Here is an 18,222-nt window from a genome sequence, read left to right on the forward strand (position 1 = left end):
CAGTTATTCTAACCTTCAATAGGCAAAAAACGCAGTTGTCTTATGGAATTTATAGATTTGCGTGCAGTTATTTGCCTTGATTTTTATGAGGTCTATACAGTTATTTAGATCCCGATCGTTGCTCTTTTTGATAAGAGTGACGGCTTGTATCAAATGCCATAATGCCGAAAACCAATGTCTTAGAGACAGTTGACGATTGCGGGGGACCTCAGGAGTGGCGATCAGAAAGTCGACGGCTATGAACTATCGGAGGGCGGGAGCTTGACCTTCGTTGTCTCAAGCCATGCCGCCGATTTGGGCGTGGGCAAGTTGCTTGAGCGAAGGGCTCACTTGTCGACCGTCGAGTATTTCGACCATCCTGGCGCTCGAGGACGTCACCTACGACAGTTGCCAACCGGCGGACTACAGCCGCGCCGACTCGAACCCCAGACACGCGTCTTCTTCTGTACGGACGATGGTCGATGGTCCGCTGGCCGGGTTGTAGAGGCGAAGGGAGAAGGCGTTGAGGTGCAGATTGGCGGACAGTCCATTCTGGTGGCCGCGGCAGATTTGCATGTGCGATGGGCGCAACCCATCAGCGACCCGTCGCCATTTCTTTGCGTGTTCCTGTCTGAAGCACACCTTGCAGCCAATTCCCGGCGTAAATTCTTGCTGGAGACGGTGCGTCAACGCGCCGAAGGTGCAGGGCTCGATGGCTTGCTGTCGAGCGGTGTCGAGTTGTATCCGCATCAGATGAATGTTGTGCGTCGCGTTCTCACCGACCCGATTCAACGTTACTTACTCGCCGACGAGGTCGGACTCGGAAAGACCATAGAGGCGGCAGCCATCATCCGGCAGCAAGTGATCGACGATCCGAAGGGTCACCGCGTCGCCGTTGTTGTTCCGGAAGCGTTGGTCGCTCAATGGCGCGACGAGCTCTCGCGCCGCTTTCATCTTGGACCACCATTCCTGGATGAATCAGTGCTGGTAGTGCATGCAGGCGCCGACGAACTCGAATCGGCGTTGACCGGCGCACACCTAGTGGTCGTGGACGAGGCACACCACATCGTCGGTCGTCAGAACGGCGATGCGCAACACATGGCTCAGTTGGAATTGATCCGCAACGCGTGCCACGACGCCCCATCCTTGCTGTTGCTGTCGGCCACTCCGGCTATCGCGGACGAGGACAGCTTCTTCGCGTTGATGCAATTGATCGACCCAGAGGTCTACCCCCAGGAGGAGCGCGAAGCATTCCACCAACGCATCATCCATCGCCATGAATTGGCACAAATCATTGCCGGATTCGAACCGGGAGCCATGCAGTTGCTCCTGGACGATGGACAGCGCCTATGTGAACTCTTCCCGGACGATGCGCGACTGCTTGGCCTCGTCGAATCCTTGGTGCCCATCGCGCGCGAAGCCAGGGATCCGACGGACAGTGGGTTGGTGGAAGCAGTCAACACCATTCGGCAACACCTTAGCGAAACCTACAGACTTCACCGGCGCATCCTTCGCAACCGTCGAAAGAATGCGGCAGGGCTCACACCGTGGCGCGACGGCGCTTCAAGCTTCGCGTATTCGGACAACACAGCAGGTGTAGTCGCGCGCCTGATCGAGAATTGGCGAATCGAGGCTGCGGTGCAGCCAGCCGCGCACGCGGCGTTCACGCAAGTCTACAGGTCGTGGCTGAACGCTCTGCTTGAAGCCCCTCATACGCTGCGCACCTTGGTTGACGAACGCTTTGAGCAGGTGCACACGAATGGTCTCGAAGCCATTGAGGCCGAGCAACTGACCTTATTGCAGCAGCACCTCACTCACTGGGATCCCCTCGCGGCTCGACTGAACGCCCTGTGCGAACTCGTCGATCAACAGCGACTGTCTCGCTCCAAACTTGTGATCTTTGCCACTGCGCGAGATGTTGCGAACCGGGTTTTTGAACGTCTCCAGGCGCATCTCCATGGGCAGGCGGTCGCACGCCATTCGCTGACACTCCAAGAGGATGAAGATCCAGAAGAGCCGCCTGAGTGGACGCGATTTCTACGCGACCAGCAATGCTGGGTACTTGTGTGCGACGCACGGGCCGAGGAAGGCCTCAACTTGCAGGGTGGGCGCAAGGCCGTTCTCCATTTCGATCTTCCCCTGTCGCCGAACCGCATTGAACAACGGCTCGGACGGGTTGACCGCTTTGGCGCCGGCGATCCCATCAAGACACTGGTTCTAAGTTGCAATGACAACGAAGTGGAGCAGGCGTGGGTCGACTGCGTGATAGACGGCTTCGGGGTCGGCGATCGCTCGATCGCCTCGCTACAGTATCTCGTCGATGCACAGATGGACCAGTTGCAAAAAGATCTATTCGAGCAGGGAGCCGGAGCGATCACAGCCCTTAAGGCGTGCTTGGGCGGCGAGCAAGGAGCGATCCGCAAAGAACTGCGCCGCATCGATCAGCAAGACGAACTCGAAGCCCTGCAATCCGAGGAAAGCACGAGTTTTGAGTCGTTGATTGATCTGGATGACGACTGGAGGCGCGTACGAGAGTCGGTCGAGCCGTGGCTGCAACGTGGCTTGCAGTTTGTGAGGCATGTGCAGAACGACGGCCAACCCGGGGTCGAGGAGATCGTTCGCTATTGGCATGCCGCTGGCGAGCGCGCGACTTTGGTCACCGCAGGCACCTTCCGCGCAGACTTCCTTGGCGCACTCGACACCGAGATGCGGCGTCGCCATCAGAATCGGCCTACCACGCAACGCTACGGCTACCGGCGCCAAACCAGTGTGATGCGGGGCACGCATCTGATGCGACTTGGCGATCCGCTGTTCGAGGGACTGCGCCATGCGGCGCTCATGGAAGATCGCGGCCGCGTCTGCGCAACTTGGCACTGGCACCCCGATTACAAACCCCAGACGGACGCGCCTGACCTCTTCTTTCGCTTTGACTTCCTGCTGCAGGCAGATCTTAAGCCTGCACTAGAACTGTTTGCGGACAATGCCAGCGCTGCGAGTCGCGATCGTGCGCTGCAGCGGCGCATGGATCTCGCGTTGGCGCCCGAATACCTGTGCGTCTGGCTCGATCACGGTCTTCAATCGGTCGCCTCGAGCATCGTCGACACATGGTTGAGGACCGACGACGGTGACGACGCGGTCGATCGCCTTCACCGCACCGACCTGACCCCTGCCGGATGGCGGCGCCTGCGCAACGGCGTTGCCAGCGACCTCCTGCGTGACTGGCCAGACCTCATCGAACGGGCCTACATTGCCGCGCGGCGCCACATAGTTGACGGAAAGACTCTTCAGGAACGCACGGGCGCCGCGGTCCAGACACTTAAGTTGCACGATGCCTCGCAGATCGCGCGACTGGAAAGCCGCCTCGCAACGCTCAAGGGGCGCGAGCAGGCGCTGGAAATGGGGCGCCTAGCCTTCGAGAAGCTCTTGAGCGAATCGCTGCAACAGGGCGTGCATAAACCGAATCTCACCCTGGACGCTATCGGCGCCGTGTTCCTGTCGAATCAACCACTGTTTGATGCATGAACTTCGGGATACTGCAAGAGGTGCTTGCCGCCTGGCCGACACGACGCCACGAGATTAAGACCAATCCAGGCGGCCTGTTTGCACGCATCGCGGGAGTGCTGTCGACTTCGCCAATAGGCGCTGACCTACAACCGTTGTTGCGGCATGCCTTGATGCGCGAATCTGCACGACGACATCAATCGGTAGCGCTGCGTGTCCCGCTGTTCGACGACTGGCCAACGCCAGAAAGTTATCCACACAACGGATTGCGCATCGTCCGACGTGGACACGACCACCTGGTGATCGAGGCGAAGAACTGGCGCCCCGCGTGGCTCAACCACAATGGCGACGAAGACCTATTTACAGACAGTTTCTCAGAGCGGTCAAGCAGGTTGGCCATGACCTGTGCCATCGACCCGGCGGTCCAAGAAGCGACTGGTTTCGATACATACTCGACCGCAGGCCAGCGCGCGGCCGTCCATGCCGTGCTGCTGGCCCCACCAAGAGCCACCCTGGTCGTGACGCTGCCGACGGGATCAGGCAAGAGCCTCGTTGCGCAAGCACCATCGCTGATGACAGGGGAAGGCGCGTGCACCATAGTCGTGGTACCGACGGTGTCGCTCGCTATGGACCAGGCGCGGCAGTTCAAGCACCTCTGGCGCCGGCGCCACCCTGATTCGGACACGAGCGATTTCGCCTGGCACTACAACAGCCCAGCGTCGACCAAGCAAAAGATCAAGCAGGCGCTGCGCACAGGGCGCCAGCCGATCCTCTTTACCTCGCCTGAATCCGTGGTCGGGACACTGCGGATGGCGCTCTATGACGCCGCCCAGCGCGGCTACCTCAAGTACCTCGTGGTCGACGAGGCGCACCTGGTCGCGCAATGGGGTGATTCGTTTCGGCCTGAATTTCAATCGCTCGCGGCGTTTCGGCGTGCGTTGCTCGCCGCGGCACCTGACGACGGCTTCAAGACAGTGTTGATGACGGCGACCCTGACGGCAGAGGCACTGGCCACGATTGAAACCATGTTCACGGATGGCAAGCCCGCAGAATTGATCGCTTCGGTGCACTTGCGCACCGAGCCTCGCTACTGGTACTACCGCGCCGAGGACGATGCGAACCAGCGATCCAGGGTGCTCGAAGTACTGCGCAATGCGCCACGGCCGCTGATCCTGTATGTAACGGAAGTCGAGAAAGCCAAGCAATGGACGCGCTGGCTCAAGGCAGATGGGTATTCCCGGGTTGCGAGTTTCCATGGCGAAACAGGCAATCAGGAACGACAACGACTGATTGATCAATGGGCCGCAGACGAAGTCGACATCATGGTCGCCACCGCTGCGTTCGGCGTGGGTATCGACAAGCGCGACGTGCGCTGCGTGGTGCACGCCTGCGTGCCCGAATCGCTTGATCGCTACTATCAGGAAGTCGGCCGAGGTGGCCGCGACGGCTGTGCCAGCAGTGCCATTGTGATATTCACCAAAGGTGATTTAGACACTGCGCATGGCATCGCGATCCCGGCATTGATCTCGGCCGAACTTGGCCGGCCCCGCTGGCAACAGATGCTGCAGCACGGGGTGGCAATCACCGGTCACAACAATGTCTGGCGCGTCGACATTTCGACCGTTGCGCCCAATCTTCACCGCACCAGTGACTACAACCGCGCATGGAACCTGCGCACCCTCCTTCTGCTAGCGCGCGCTGGCGTGATCGAACTGGCGAACGAAAAGCCCGCCATTGATGGAGGCGATGGAGCAACAGACGAGTTGGACGAAGAACAGCTCCGCGCCATCTTCGACTCGGTCCTGGTTCGCATCCTTCGCAGCGATCATCTCGACGAGGAACTGTGGAGCACCTTCCTTGAGCAGAAACGCGAAGAGACCATTGCCGCAGCGCAAGCCGGGCTTGATCGCATCGAGCGCGTCCTTAAGGGACAGACCGAAATCTCGCGCGAACTGCAGTCGATGTACACCATCGCCACGGGCGACGGGCGACGCGTGACGGTGGCCGCAGCTTGCGCAGGCTGCCCGAAATGCCGCAACGCCGGCTTGACAGGCCCCGACATCGCGGTGCTCTTTTCGCGTCCGCTTGTGCTGCCGCTCTATGCCAACGAAGCGACTGCCCTCACACGCTGGCGCCAACGGATGCCTGCCTGGCATCGATCCCCGGTCTATGTGCTGTTCGATCCCTCCGACCTGACGCTGGAGCGTCGGCTAGCGCAACTGGCGTTGGGGTTGCGGGATTTTGGCTTGCGCGAATTGCATCTGCAGCGCAGCGACTGGCCCGGCGCGCCGGAATGGTCAGTCATTCGAGAGGCAGGTACCGGCCGATTCGTGGCGCTCACAGACCTGGGCGATTCGGACAACGAACTGGCACAGCTACCAAGATTGACCGTAATTCGCCAGTGGGATCCGCAGGTTTTCATGCGGTTGGAGCAAGAATCCGCGCGGCCCTTCGATTGGATCTTGCTGCCCAGCGACGCCACAGAACCCTCACATCCTCAACGGCGGTTCGCCGATGCACGAGAGTGCCTCTGGCTCCCCGCCCTGCTCGACACCATTCAAACATGGGTATCCTGAACAACACCTCTGACGGGATCCACGGCATAGTCGCAGTGCTCTATCGCGCGCTCGTCCATTTTGGCCCGACTGATCGCGCGAAGCTGATCGAACTGTGCTCTTGCGGCCTGGACTCGGGCGATGGCGCACCCAAGGTGCGCAATGCACTCGCGCGCTGGGAAGACCTTGGCCTGTTTCAGGAATCGCCAAAGGGTATGTGCATTCCTCCGGATCTGGAACCGCACACTAAGGACAACGATGCAGCACTGACCGAGGCACTACGGTGCGCTGTATTGAGCATCGTATTCACGCCACGCAATACGCAAGATCTGTGGGGGACGGAAGGCTCGTCGGATTTCGCGCGAGGCGTTGCATGGTGGCTGGCTCAAGACCCTTATCGCTTGGACACGGGCACACAGCCCTTGCTTCGACTTGAGCGGTCCCAGGTCCAGATTGCAGAACGGCGGATCGTCATCAACGACGTACGCATGAGTCGCCTTGGCGAATGGGCTGCCTTTCTCGGATTCACCTGGAGCGCTCAGCGCGGCCGTTTCACACCGGACCCCACAGAGGCTATTGACCGAGTGCTCGAGAAGGTTCTCGCGGAAACAAATCAAGAGATGCCGGCCATGGAATTCGTCCAGTCGCTCGCTGCCATCCTGCCGGTGCTCGACCAAGGCAGCCATCGCCGTGCGGTCGAAGCCGAATTGCGTCCCGATGTCTGGGGCGCTACGCCCGAAGGCTGGGTATCACAGACGCTCGGTTTGGCATTGCGACGCCTGGAATCCAAGGGGCGCCTGCGCTTGCTGCAACGCGCCGATGTCGGGAGCGCGCTGCAGATACCCGGTCGTGGTGGCACCAGCCTAAGAGCTTTAGCCCAGTTCACGCATGTCCTGCGCACCGAGGTGACGACATGAGCGCGACTCTCGCCGCGCGCCACCCGGGACTGGACGAATACTGGCCCGATGCCGATGAAGTTCGGGAGTGCATCGGTACCGAAGCTGAGGGCTTGCCCGATGCTGTGCTATTGGCCGTCCACCAACCGACCCGGTTGCTAAAGCGGCCGTTTGGCGGAACTGCAGCGGGCACAGAGTGCATTGAAGATGCATTGCTCGACTTCGTACTCCATGGATTGAAGCCTGAGGGTTACCTGCTGGCGCCGGTCACCGGGCCATCGGGCGCCGGCAAGTCGCACATCGTTCGCTGGCTCGAGATCCGGTTGAAGCATCACCCGCGCGCGCAGCAATTTGACGTGATCCGGGTGCCCAAAAGTGCGAGTCTGCGCACGGTGATTGAAGCCGTTCTCCAACCCGTGGCACATCTTCCAGAATATGCCGCACTGCTCGAAGAGGTCGCGCAGGCGGCCAGCGCACTAGCTCCCACACACGCGTCGGCCCTGTTCGGGACGATGTTGCAGTTGGGCTTGCAAGAAAAGGCCGAGCAGTGGAGTCGCGATCCCGACGCTCGCATCGAGGGTTTTGGTGGAGCAACCCTATCAGGGCACGCACGTCAACTGGCGAGTTTCCTTCAGGACCCCGTCATCGCGCCCCACTTTCTGGAAGGCGTTTACCCGCGCCTGCTGCAAAGGGCGTTGCGCGGTCGCGACCACGAGGCCGAAGACGCGGACCAACCGCCGCAATTCGAACCGAACGACCTCGTGCTTCCACCGAATCTCGATGAGAAACTGCCCGACGCGTCACGTGGCGCGCAGGCCTATTACCGCACACGGGTTGAGCGCAATGACGGGCGCAATATCGCCGTGGCGGCGCTTAACGCCGTGCTGGACAGTGCCGTCGCCGGCGTGTTCAAACTAGGCCAACTCACGCATGGCAAGACACTGCAAGACATCATGCGCGAGATTCGCGAGGCGCTCCATGGCGCGGGTCGCGAACTGGTATTGCTGGTCGAGGATTTCTACGCTCTGACCGGCATCCAGGAGCACCTTCTTGCCATGTGCATCCAAGGCGTTAATGACGGCCCTCGGCCGATGTGTCCGATGCGGACCGTGTTGGCGATGACGGATGGCACCCTGGTGGGCCGCGACACCATCGCAACCCGCAGTGAGTTTGAATGGATGGTCATCACCGAGAGCGCCGACGAGGCCCAAGTGGTCGATGCGGTGGTTGAACTGGCGGGACGCTACCTCAACGCGGCACGCATCGGCCGCGGTCGGTTGATAGAGTCGTATGAGCCGGTCGCAGGCACGGTGCAGACCCAATTCGAACCCAGGAACGATGACGACGATGGCAGCGAGTGGCGCCGCGCGTTTGGCTTCACGAAGCGCGATGTTCCGCTGTTTCCACTGTCGCGCGACGCTATCTATTTCCTGGCCAGGAAGCACCTTGTAGACAGCGGCCGCATGCGCTTCAACCCGCGGCGCGCACTTCAACGTATCGTGCGGGACATCCTGTTGGCACGCAGTTCATTCGAGAACGGAACCTTTCCGCGGGGTCTTGCCATCGAGGACGCGCTCTCGGTGGACCTTGCCAACGTCTTGCAGCGCGTGCCAAACGCCGACGATCTGAAGGATCGATATCGCAAGCTCATCGTTTGTTGGGGGAATACCCCGACCGGGATGGTGCAACTGCAGCGGATGCCCGAAGGCATCTACAAGGCCTTCGGATTAACGCCGCTTGCCGTCGGCACGGTGCCGCATGCACCGGTGAAGCCATCGCCTCCCGAGACTCAATCACGTTCAACAACGGCGCCGCCGCCTGTCGAACCTGCTCCGATAGAAGACCCGACCGCGGGAATCACGGCACAGTGGCGCCCCTTGCTCGACGCATGGGTCGGCGGCCAGCGCTTGGATCTGCAGCGAGCCAACGAATTGCGAAAGCTGGTCAGGGATCAAGTGGCCGCGTACGTGGACTGGAACGTGCTCTCGCTTGACGCCAAGGACATCGATTCGCAGAGTTTCCAATTACCTGCAGCCCTGGGCCAGAAGAGGCAGGACAGACCAGAGAATCCAGTGGTGTCCGTGACAGGCCCCTCAGGCGCCGCAGATTTACCTGACGCACAGTTGGCGCGCGAAATTCTGGCTCTGCTGCGATTCAGCCACATGAACGGCAGTCTTGACTACGAGTCGGGCGACGAGGACGCGGTCCACGTCGCAGAGTTCCTCGAACGCAACGGGCGACTAATCGAACGCGCCGCTTTGCACGCTGCCGAACTCAAACTCGCGGTACTAGCGCAAGCTGCGCTACGCAGCGCCGCATTGCGACTGGGGCTGCCTTCCTCGGCGTCATTGCAGGACAAGTTGCAGAAGGTGCTTGATATCGCCGACGAGGCGCCCGAGTCTTCTGGGAGCCCGCGTTGGGACGAGTTGCGCCTCGAATGCTGGTCCCAGCGCGAAGCCTTGCTCCATGCGTTGCTGCGCTTTACACGCGTGATTCAGGGAAGCGCATCGATGTCATCGACGCCCTATGCCATCGACGCAGCACGTTTCCAGCGAGCCATCGGCGGCCCTGCGCAGGATGCAGCAACGATCGGCACTGTGATCAAAAATGACGCTCAGATTCTTGACCCATTGCGCGCCCTGCTGCCAAAGCTCACCAACGCGCGTCTCACGCCGGCAGTGCAGGAGGCGCGCAAAGTCACAGCCGACTGGATCAAGATCGTGCTCTCCGATACAGGTCTCAACGGCACATCAGCCGAGGCGGAAGAGTTCTGCCGCGCAGCGCAGGACCTCATGAATCAGGCGCTGCCATTGCTTTGGCCACCCGACGCACCCGGCCGCGCCCAGCCCTTGCTCGGCCACGCTGCGATGACCGAAGCGACGCAACGCATGCAGTCTGTGGTTTGGAAGGAGGTGACCGGGCCCTGTCGCGCACTCGCCGAACTTGATTCGGCCGACAGCACGCGTGCCGTCGAACTCCTTGCCAAGGTATCGTGGCCGGACTTGAAAGCGTCACGGTACTTCGTGCAAGAGTACACAGCGTTCACCCAAGGCCTGGAGCGCGCCCTTCGAGCGGAAGAGGCGGTGCATGGCAACAGCGATGCTGCACAGGCCATCACCGCTGTGGTCGCACAACTCGAGTCCCTGGTGACATTCACCTCCGATCTGGCCAAGGAGAACAAATGAGCCTCGTCACGCGAACCCGCGAATTGCACGCGCGCCTCGCACTCTATGGCGCCACCAAGTCAAGCTACAACGAAGCCAAGCAACTTGACGAGTTGCGGATTACCCTCATTGAAAAGCGCGTAGCCCGCGCGCGAGACCTCTTGGCCGCCCGAACGGTGCTGGCTGGGCATGACATGCCCAGCATCGTGGCGGCGCCATCGGCGGACCTCGTGAAGAAGACGGCGACTTTGCTCCAGCGCTTTCGCGACAACCCGGTCAAGGTGACCCTTGCCAAGGAAACGGCATGGCCCGCAGTGGAGAAGTTGGTGGACTTGTACCTTAATTCGGCGGAAAAAAGTGCGCGGACTGCTTGGGGAAGATTCTGCGAGGCCAAGGTGCCCACCGATGACCCGCAGGGCTTGAAGACCGATCCGGAACTCAAGTTCGATCCCGAGAACCTGGTCGTCCTGCGCGAATACGAACCCCTGTACAAATCATTGGCCGTGCAGAGCGGTTCCTTGCCAACCCGGCCGGAAATCGCAGCGAAGTTCGTCGAAGATGCACAGCGAGCGCATGCCTTGCTTGACCAACTGCGGCGCAACATGCCGCCGGCGGTGCGCAGGTTCCTCGAACAGGTGCAGGGTGGCCGGGTGCCGCTGGATCAGGTCACAGCAGATGTGCTGACATGGCTTGGGGGCGAAGGCCGGTTGGGCGAGTTCGAGGTCAGGAGGAAGACTCCTTGATGCACCAACTGCTTCTGGACGTGCTCGATGCGGTGGAAACATGCGAGATGCGCCAACTGTCCTGGGGCATCGTCGATACGGCACTGTCCGGTGATGAACTGGTCGACATCGTCGATCCGCGCCTGGATGCTTGCCTCGAAGCCGGCGACGCGCAATACGTGTCGCCGGACGAAGTCATTGCGGCAATGCTCGCGGCGCGCGTGCTGCATGCCACTCCGGAAGGTGGCTATCGTTCGCGCTTGGCCGAAGGCGTGCGTCTCATGCAGCGCCTGCGCCAGACCTTTGCCGTGAAGGGGAATCCGCAGCGTGGTGACTGGGAAGGTGCGCCCACCCTGGTCGCAGATTTTCGGATTGCGCGCCGGCCGCGCCGTTACCCCCGGCGGGATCGGGACATCAGCGAACTGCTGCAACCGCTGACACGAGGTGCCATCCCCGAATCTATCGCCGACGGTCTGCGTGCTTTGGCCGTTCGCGACGGTCAGTCCTTGCGACTGGCCGGCTTTCAGTGTCGCGCCACGCAACGCATCCTTGAAGGGTTGCGGCGGGCCGACCAGCGTGCCACGGTGGTATGCGCTGGCACCGGGAGCGGCAAGACAATTGCCTTCTACCTGCCGGTGCTCTCCTATCTGAGTTCGCTCGTCAGCGCGCAGGATCCTGTCCAATGGGTCAAGGCGGTGGCACTGTATCCGCGCAACGAATTACTCAAGGATCAGTTGGCCGAGGTCTATGCGCAGGCGCGCGCGCTGGACGAAACTCATCGGTCGCGAGGCGCCCGCAAACTCACGGTCGGCGCATACTTCGGACCTGCGCCGCGTGACACGAGCAACCGCGCTCTCGAGCGGGCGAAATGGAAGCGCACTGACGAAGGCCATCTCTGTGAGTACATTCGCTGCCCGGCAGGCTGCGATGGATCGATGATCTGGCGCGACACGGATCGCGCGGCGGGCCGCGAGCGCCTCTACTGCGAGAAGTGCGGTGGCACGGTGCACGAGACCGAATTGCGGTTGACACGCCAGCGCATCGAACGCGAACCACCAGACGTTCTGTTCACCTCCACCGAAATGCTGAACCGGCGACTGTCCGATTCGCGCGCACGCCACCTCTTCGGAGTCGGCGTCGTGCCCGGCCGTGGGCCACGCGCCGTACTGCTAGATGAAGCGCACACCTACACCGGCACGCACGGTGCCCAAGTTGCATATCTGCTGCGGCGCTGGCGAGCGCTCAGTGGGGTGCGCATGTCGTGGGTGGGACTTTCCGCCACCTTGCGCGATGCAGCCCGCTTCTTTCAGGATTTGACCGGCCTGGCCGAACAGGAAGTGGCCGAAGTGTCGCCGCTGACCGACGAGTTCGAAGAGGAAGGCGCCGAGTACATGATTGCCTTGCGCGGCGATCCGGCTTCGCGCAGTTCGCTGCTGTCCACGACGATCCAAGCCTCCATGCTGCTGGCGCGACTGCAGGACAGGCGAGCTCAACCGTGCAGTGAAGGCACGTACGCGAACCGCACCTTTGTGTTCACCGACGACATCGACGTCACGAACCGCTTGTATTTCGATTTGCTCGACGCCGAAGGCCGCGACAGTTTCGGCAATGTCAACAGCAGTCGGTCTGAAGGGGGCCTCGCAGTACTGCGCAGCCCTGAACCGCTGAACTCTCGACGCTACCTTTATGGTCAGGACTGGCGCCTGGTCCAGGACATCGGGCACAAGCTGTCCGAACGCTTGGTCATAAGCCGCACCAGTTCGCAGGATGCAGGCGTCGACCGCGCAGCCGACGTGATCGTCGCCACAGCCGCGCTGGAAGTCGGATTCAATGATCCGACCGTAGGCGCCGTGTTGCAGCACAAGGCGCCTCGCGACACCGCGCAATACCTGCAACGCAAGGGGCGCGCCGGCCGCCAGCGCCAGACGCGCCCTTGGACCGTCGTGGTGCTGTCCGACTACGGTCGTGACCGTGTCGCCTATCAGAACTACCAGGCTCTTTTCGACCCGCTGCTGCCGCCCGTGCAGCTGCCCGTTCGCAACCGCAACGTGCTGCGCATGCAGGCCGTCTACGCCGCGATCGACTTCCTGCGGCAGCGCGTGCTGGCGCCCGGCAGCGTATGGACTGCGCTAAGTGGCCCCGCGGACTATGCGCCAGTCAGGACTCTGCAGCAAGAACTGGCGGACGCCGTCTGTGGCTTGCTTCGCGACCCGGCACAAGCGGAAGCGTTGCAGCATCACATTGCCAGCGGCCTTCAGTTGAGCACCCATGACTTGCTGCCGCTCTTGTGGGGCTATCCGCGCCCGTTGCTGCTGGCAGCGCTGCCCACGGCCCTGCGCCGACTCGAATCAGGCTGGCAAGGTGCCGCCGGGCCTGCATCCGACCTCGCCGTGATCGACAGTCCGCTACCGGACTTTGTGCCCTCCAGTCTCTTCAGCGACCTCAATCTTCCCGAAGTCACGATCGATGCCCCCCCACAGTACCGTGGGGGGGCGCCGGAACGCCACGCAATGCCGATGTTGCAGGCCTTGCGTCAGTTCGCGCCGGGTCGCGTCTCGCGCCGATTCGGCATCGTTCACCGCCACGTAGCGCATTGGATTGCGGTGCCCTTGGGGGGTGAATCGTGCGCGGACCTCGAGCTCTCGACCATCGGTCACTTCACTCCACTGGGCCGATTCGATGTGCAGCGCGCCGATGGCCAGGTTGTCGCAGTCCCTGTCGAACTTCCGCGCACGTTCGCAGTAAAGCAACGCCCGCCCGAAGTGAGCGATTCGTCCAATGCGGATCTCGATTGGCGTACGCAGATCGTGCCACCTGCACAAGCGGTGTCGTTGTCACTGCCACGAGACGGTGGTGCTTGCTCGCTGCTCGCTTCACTCGATGTCTATGCGCACCAGAATCTCAACCCGCTCGAAGTCCGCCGCTTCGCGTCCGCCTCGACGGCGAAACTGCAATTTCGTGATGGGCGCGATCCCGTCGTACGCGTCAACTTCGTGCGCAATGGCGTGCCGACTGCGCTGGGTTATGCGCTGCTGGTCGATGGCATTCGCTTTCGCATCCATTTTCCCGAGCAACTCTGGCAAGAAGTGGACGGCCATGCCACACCCAAATGGCGTGCGCTGCGGATACAGCGCTATCGCGACCGCCTGCTGCATGGCGACGTGCTTGCCGAGATCGAGAATGATTTCGTACGCGTGCGCTTGGGCGAAGTGTTCCTGAATGCCGCCTGCAATGCCGCGCGGCGCGATGAGGTCACGCTGCGCGATGCGGCGGACAAGATTGCCTCCGACGGAGCGCTCGTCGATCTGCTCGAGGTGCTGGACCTGACCTTGCAACAGGCTTCGCCCGACGACGGCAGCCCTCCTTCGAGCCGGCAGGAACGCCTGCGCAGCGAGCTGGTGCAACTGCTATCCGGCGAGCCCTTGCGCCAGGCCTTGCTCGCCAGCGCCAGCGTGCTATGGACTGAAATCGACGTTTCCTGGGAACGATGGCTCCGCCAAACCTATCGAGACACACTTGCAGCATCCATTGCCCGCGCCGTGGTCGACGCTTGTCCCGGCGTGGACGCCTCTCAACTCCTGGTAGACACCGACCCCGGCCCCCGTCCGGGACAAGACTTGCCGGCGCCGGACGATGAAGTCTGGATCACCGAAACCACGGTAGGCGGTGCGGGCATCGTCGAGCAGTTCATCGCGAGCTATGCGGCCGACCCCCGGCGCTTCTCCGCGCTGCTGGACCGCGCGCTCGACATCAGCGAATGGGAGCAGATCGACACTCGCCTGCGCCGCCTTGCCAACGCCCTGGAATCCCGGGAAGTGCCCGCGTTGTGCGAGGCAATCGCGCGCTTCCGCGATGCAGGACGCGCCGACGAGGCGACCCAAGCCTTTGGCCAAGTTCGCCACGCCTTGTCGGCGCAGGGGTACGGCGTTAGCCATTCATTTGTCGCTTCGCTGGTGAATCGGCTGCTGCGCCCGGGCAGTTCGTCCATCACGGATGCTTTCGTCGCCTGGGCCATGCGCGAATGGGAGGCGCTCGAGCACCAGTTGGAAGTTGAACTCGACCTCAGTGTGGTGGCACCGATGCTGGCTACATCCAGTGAAGTTGAGGCGGTGCTCGGCAGCCTGCCTCACGATTCCACTTCTGACCACCAAGCCTGGCGCAGCAGTGTCGTGGCCAGCCTGCTCTGGCCGCGCGGCGGCGCGTTGCGCTCGGGCGGACTGGAAACATGGAATCCGTTTCGGCCCAATGTAGTGATCGAGCGCTGGTTGGTGGCCGAGCGCGTGCAACGCAGCCGGATCCGTGTGACGCTGGATGAAGACGGCTGGGAGGCGAAAGTACTGTCCGAGATCGCCCGGCGCGGCCAGATCACGGCCGTGGCCGAACTCTCGCAACGTGCACGAGTGGCGCAGTTGTGCACGCTGCTGGCCAGTCACCCCGTCGAGTCGGACTACCTGCTTGTCTACGCCCGGATACGCGCGCTGCGCATCGAGACCGATCGCATAGAAATCGATGCCGAAATTGCGGAGGCTGCCCAATGATGTTCGATGCAAGCCAGGGCTCGCGCCGCATCTTCAGCAATAGCGGCACCAGCCCTTCCGAGTTGGCCGAATTGATCCAGTGGGTTGTCATGGCCGATCTGCTGGTGCGCAGCGATCGGGTATGGCTGGTCGCACCGTCCATTGACAACGCCCCCATGCTGGACAACCGCACCGGCATCTTCGATGCGCTCGATCCAGGCTGGGGACGTCGACAGGTGCGCTTGATCGACGTTGCCTTGCGCATGGCGTCCGAAGGCGTACAGGTCGTCATTACGGCGCCGCCTTCAGAGCCACACTCTGCGTTCTTTGGCGAGTTGCGCGCAGCAGCGCGGGACCACGGACTGGAGCAGCATCTCGTCGCCGGCACCCGCCACTGGATCAGCTGCAGCGGAATACTCACGCGCCATGGATTGATACGTGGCGCACTCAACCTCAGTCGCGAAGGAGTCCGGCAACTTGACGACGTAGTGACCTTCGAAACTGCACCGGATGATTTGAATCGATTGCGCGAACAGTTCGATGCGAACGCACCCCAGGATAGCCGGACATGAACGCGCAGAATCTTCTTCAGCAAGCACCATGGCTGGCCGGGTTCTTTGGCCCAGGCAATGGATTGACCTGGACGGAAATCTCGAGCGGCCGCTCAGCCTGGACGCCATGGCTGCGGCCATGGCTTGCGCTGGTGGAGGCCGGCCAGGCGGATCGCGGTTTGGTGCTACCCGCAGTAGATGACGACGGCCTGTTGACCTGGTATGGATTCGCCTCGACACCGCAGGACGCATCGGCGCTGGCAGAGCAAGTATCGAGTTTTCTTGGGCCGGGGATGGTGGACTTCGACCAGACCCAGAGCTTGGTGCCCAGCGCACCACACGAGCAGGTGCTCATCGATCAGTTCCGTGGCCACGTGAAGATGATTCGGCTGCGCATTGATGCCAACGAGGTAGCAGCTAAGGCTTCACTGTCGATGCTGGCGGAATTGCTGCTTCGGCGACCCGCGCGGTCACGCCTTTCGGCACGGCCCTTTGGCGAAGTCCGCACTGCGTTCGAGCAGGCCATTGCCACTGGAGACGAAGCGCGCGCCAGGCACTGCATCGATGAGCTTCGCGGCACCGGACGCCTGAGCGCAACCAATGAGCGCTTTCTCGATGTCCGCTTGCGCACAGCATGTGGGCAGGCTGCAGCGCTGGTCCATGATGTCTCGACCATGTCGATGTTGGCGGACGCGTACCTCCCTACTCGGGTGCTACGCGATGTAGTGGAAGCGCTGTACGCGGTGCATCTGGCGCGGCTGCCCACCGATGCCGCCCCTGAGCAATGGATCGAGGCCTATCGCGGAAACCTGCACCGACACGACCGCTTGTTGCGTGCCCGTCGGGGCATGCGCTCGCCCCTCGTGTTGCGCACCTTTCTGCTGCGCGAATGTGACAAGACACCCGCCGAGATGGATCGTGCCGAGGCCAAGGCTCTGCATGACGCACTGCTCGCCGCCCCGGGGCACGACGAGTGGGCAACCCGGATCTGGAACTGGGCGCTGGGCCGAATGCCGGTTGACGCGGGTGGCCAGGCCTCGGCATCCGCGACCACACCTTTCCCCGTCCCCGCGGTCTCATTGAACACTGCCGAAGGGCAGTTGGCGCACTGGCTGGTTGCCCCCCCTTCGCTGCAAGCACTGGCCGCATTGTTGAGGTGCGCGCTGGAGATCGGCACGATCGACGCAGCGGCACACGTGATCAGCGCATTGCGCACTTTTCCGAGCAACATCGTTGAGTGCATGGCACCGGTTCATCAGCGCATGCGGACGATGCTTGAAGACCTGGTGCCCCAAACCGAGGCTGCTCCAACCGATTGGACTGGATGGGCGCAACGTTGCGTCTTCAGCGCACCCGCCGACGCCGCAGGCATTGCAGCCCTTGCCGAGCAAGGCGCCGAGGAATGGGACCATGCCGCGTGGTTAGCCGATCCGTCGCGGGTGGAAACCTTCGTCGACATGCTGCAAGGCCATGGCAATGCGTTGCGACCGCATCTGTTCACCATCTACGGCAGCTTGTGCGACCTGCAGGACCAGCCTTCCGCACTGTCAAAGCTGGTGCTTCAACTGCTGACCCTAGTTGCGCTTGACCACCCAGAAGTCTCTCAACTTCCAACGCTGTCCGAATGGGTCAGTGTGCTTGTTCGACTAGGCGCTAGCCGCGCGACGTTGGATGAAGCAGCTGAAGCAGTACATGCAGCTTGGGATGAGGTGAAATCGATGACCGCCCTGGACTGGGCTTGTGACGTCATCGAAACGCTAGCGAGCGCACCGCGTCGGTCTAACGGCCCGCTTGATGCTTTCTATTCCGAAGTCATCGGCTTTGCATCAGGCCACCGGCATCGTCTATCCGGGGTTCAAGATCGAATCCTCACTTTGCTCTCGGGCGACTTCGGCCTGGAGTGGGTGCCGCTGGTGCGGCCGATGAATGACGCCACGGAATCGGCGGCAGCGCCGCGCTCCTTCGAAGGCGAGTCAATCGGCATCTACACTTTGCAGGAGTCCATTGTTGCTCGTCTTCGCAGTGCCATCTCGGCCATGCTGCCGGGCGCCGCGCTGGCATTCAATCACGATCACGTCGCGACGCCGGCGCTCGAACACATGGCGCATCACAGCACGGTAGTGGTCTTCGCTTGGCGCCGGGCCAAGCACCAAGCAGCTTATTGCGTACAGGCGCAGCGACCTGTAGGTGCGCCGCTGCTGATGCCGGCAGGTACCGGCTCAGCTAGCATTCTGCGTGAGTTGTGCGGGTACTACGGTATTTCTATGGATGAACAAATTCTGAGTTAGGCGACCGTGACAAGGCCAATGGACATATGTGGAGCGACAGCGTCTCCCC

Annotated in this window: 8 protein-coding genes; all 8 read left to right on the forward strand. The window is 61.9% G+C overall.

The features are described from left to right. Positions 1-261 precede the first annotated feature (261 nt). The 8 genes from dpdE to dpdD are packed head-to-tail and all read left to right on the forward strand — an operon-like array spanning position 262 to position 18,173. Positions 262-3,501, forward strand: a complete 3,240-nt coding sequence (gene dpdE / locus EJP67_RS10750) for a protein DpdE (RefSeq protein ID WP_126021672.1) — start codon at positions 262-264, stop codon at positions 3,499-3,501. Next, positions 3,498-6,056: a protein DpdF gene (dpdF, locus tag EJP67_RS10755; RefSeq protein WP_126021673.1), complete on the forward strand. Its 2,559-nt coding sequence runs from the start codon at positions 3,498-3,500 to the stop codon at positions 6,054-6,056. Before dpdE ends, dpdF begins: the two co-directional genes overlap by 4 nt. Beyond that, complete coding sequence (gene dpdG, locus EJP67_RS10760; RefSeq protein ID WP_126021674.1) at positions 6,044-6,952, forward strand: protein DpdG; 909 nt, start codon at positions 6,044-6,046, stop codon at positions 6,950-6,952. The genes dpdF and dpdG overlap by 13 nt, the downstream gene beginning before the upstream one ends. Then, positions 6,949-10,116, forward strand: coding sequence for a protein DpdH (gene dpdH, locus EJP67_RS10765; RefSeq protein WP_126021675.1), 3,168 nt, complete (start codon positions 6,949-6,951; stop codon positions 10,114-10,116). The genes dpdG and dpdH overlap by 4 nt, the downstream gene beginning before the upstream one ends. Next, positions 10,113-10,838 (forward strand): hypothetical protein, encoded by a 726-nt coding sequence (locus tag EJP67_RS10770; protein ID WP_126021676.1) that lies wholly within the window; start codon positions 10,113-10,115, stop codon positions 10,836-10,838. The genes dpdH and EJP67_RS10770 overlap by 4 nt, the downstream gene beginning before the upstream one ends. Further along, positions 10,838-15,355, forward strand: coding sequence for a protein DpdJ (gene dpdJ / locus EJP67_RS10775; protein ID WP_240650601.1), 4,518 nt, complete (start codon positions 10,838-10,840; stop codon positions 15,353-15,355). Before EJP67_RS10770 ends, dpdJ begins: the two co-directional genes overlap by 1 nt. Then, entirely contained in the window at positions 15,352-15,906 is a 555-nt protein-coding gene (dpdK, locus tag EJP67_RS10780) for a phospholipase D-like domain-containing protein DpdK (RefSeq protein WP_126021678.1), read from the forward strand. Before dpdJ ends, dpdK begins: the two co-directional genes overlap by 4 nt. Beyond that, positions 15,903-18,173 carry a protein DpdD gene (gene dpdD, locus EJP67_RS10785; RefSeq protein WP_126021679.1) on the forward strand — a complete coding sequence of 757 codons (2,271 nt, stop codon included), beginning with the start codon at positions 15,903-15,905 and terminating at the stop codon, positions 18,171-18,173. The genes dpdK and dpdD overlap by 4 nt, the downstream gene beginning before the upstream one ends. Positions 18,174-18,222 lie beyond the last annotated feature (49 nt).

The organism is Variovorax guangxiensis (assembly GCF_003952165.1).
Lineage (GTDB): Bacteria > Pseudomonadota > Gammaproteobacteria > Burkholderiales > Burkholderiaceae_C > Variovorax > Variovorax guangxiensis.